The sequence below is a fragment of the Streptococcus sp. 477 genome (genome assembly GCF_013277295.1).
GTDB lineage: Bacteria > Bacillota > Bacilli > Lactobacillales > Streptococcaceae > Streptococcus > Streptococcus pseudopneumoniae.
Map to the genome: position 1 here is coordinate 1 of NZ_VMMQ01000117.1, position 1,892 is coordinate 1,892.

General features: G+C 34.7%; 3 protein-coding genes and 1 pseudogene. All 4 read left to right on the top strand.

Translation table 11 applies throughout. From position 1 onward, the window contains the following. Nucleotides 1-89, top strand: a pseudogene (locus HT691_RS11040) (type I restriction endonuclease); the annotation flags it as partial. A gap of 59 nt (nt 90-148) precedes the next feature. Beyond that, nucleotides 149-385: an AbrB family transcriptional regulator gene (locus HT691_RS11045; RefSeq protein ID WP_000260605.1), complete on the top strand. Its 237-nt coding sequence runs from the start codon at nt 149-151 to the stop codon at nt 383-385. Next, the gene (locus tag HT691_RS11050; protein ID WP_023941843.1) at nt 382-795 is read left to right on the top strand and encodes a type II toxin-antitoxin system death-on-curing family toxin; all 414 of its coding nucleotides are present in this window, start codon (nt 382-384) and stop codon (nt 793-795) included. The genes HT691_RS11045 and HT691_RS11050 overlap by 4 nt, the downstream gene beginning before the upstream one ends. Nucleotides 796-912: 117 nt before the next feature. Beyond that, nucleotides 913-1,878 carry a site-specific tyrosine recombinase/integron integrase gene (gene xerA, locus HT691_RS11055; RefSeq protein WP_000444456.1) on the top strand — a complete coding sequence of 322 codons (966 nt, stop codon included), beginning with the start codon at nt 913-915 and terminating at the stop codon, nt 1,876-1,878. Nucleotides 1,879-1,892 lie beyond the last annotated feature (14 nt).

The window sequence follows — 1,892 nt, forward strand, 5'->3', positions numbered from 1 at the left end:
AGGTCGACAAATCACAATTGGCAATCCAAAAATCTCTGGAAGAACTTGAAACTTTGAAGAAATCTCTGATGCAGGAGTATTTTGGCTGATATTCTGCCATTGTAATTACGGTAATGATTTGTTATAATACAACAAAGGAGGAAATCAGATGGTAGTAAAAACAAGAAAACAAGGAAATTCAATCACCATTACGATTCCAAGTGAATTTAATATTCCAAGTGGTGTTAAATACGAAGCGAAATTGTTACCAAGTGGTGAGATTATCTTTACTCCTGAAGAATTGGGGCAGCAGGTTTCTTATGTATCTGATGATGCCTTTGACTTAAATTTAGATAAAATATTTGACGAATACGACGATGTTTTCAAAGCTTTGGTGGAAAAATGACAATCTATCTGACAGAAAAGCAAATTGAAAAAATAAATGCTTTAGCAATTCAACGGTATTCTCCAAATGAGAAAATTCAAACAGTTAGTCCTTCTGCCTTAAATATGATTGTGAACTTACCAGAACAATTTGTCTTTGGGAAGCCTCTTTATCCAACAATTTTTGATAAAGCAACGATACTATTTGTCCAATTGATAAAGAAGCATGTTTTTGCTAATGCTAATAAAAGAACCGCTTTCTTCGTTTTGGTCAAATTTTTACAATTAAACGGCTATCGTTTTTCTGTAACGGTAGAAGAAGCAGTAAAAATGTGTGTAACCATCGCAGTAGAAGCTTTAACTGATGAAAAAATGACAAGCTACTCCAAATGGGTTTCTGAACATTCTGTTAGAGAAAAGGTCAAAAAGTAACCTAGTATGCTGGATTTGAATGAGCACAAGAAAATAAATGAACAGACAATATTAGAATTCTGTAATGCAGAAACTGATATTGTCTCTTTTTATTGATGAATAAGAAAGTGAGAAATTATGGAATCAAAAGTTACAATTATCATGCAAGAAATGTTACCTCTTTTAAATAATGAACAATTACTAGCGTTGAGAGAGAGTTTAGAACATCATCTAGTAGACGGAAAAAAGCAGCAGAAGTATTCGAATAATAACCTGTTGCAACTCTTTATCACTGCCAAACAGGTAGAGGGCTGTAGCTCAAAAACAATTCGTTATTACCAGAGGACGATTGAAAACTTGTTTAATGCTATTAAAGAGTCTGTGACACAACTCACAACAGATGATTTAAGGAGTTATTTAGCAAATTACCAGTCTGAAAAGGATTGTAGTAAGGCGAATTTAGACAATATTAGGCGTATATTGTCTTCTTTTTTTGCTTGGCTTGAGCAAGAGGAATATATCATTAAAAATCCCATTCGACGGATAAAGAAAATTAAGACTGAGCAAAATGTGAAGGAAACTTATACTGATGAACATTTGGAAATTATGCGCGATAACTGTGAAAATTTGAGAGATTTGGCAATAATAGACCTACTAGCATCGACAGGTATGCGTGTAGGGGAGCTTGTACAGTTGAATCGTTCAGATATTGATTTTGAAAACAGAGAGTGTGTTGTCTTTGGTAAAGGAAAGAAGGAGAGACCAGTATATTTTGACGCTCGTACGAAAATTCATTTAAGAAACTATCTTAACGACAGAAAAGATAGTCACCCTGCTCTTTTTGTAACGTTAGTTGGAAAAGTCCAGAGGCTTGGAATTGCTGGTGTAGAGATTCGCTTAAGAAAGTTAGGAGACAAACTCGGTATACAAAAGGTTCACCCACATAAGTTCAGAAGAACTTTAGCGACTAAGGCAATTGATAAAGGTATGCCTATCGAGCAAGTCCAAAAACTGCTAGGTCATAGCAAGATTGACACAACCCTGGCCTATGCCATGGTCAATCAAAATAATGTCAAGCATTCACACCAAAAATTCATCTCTTAAAAGCAAATCCCGAT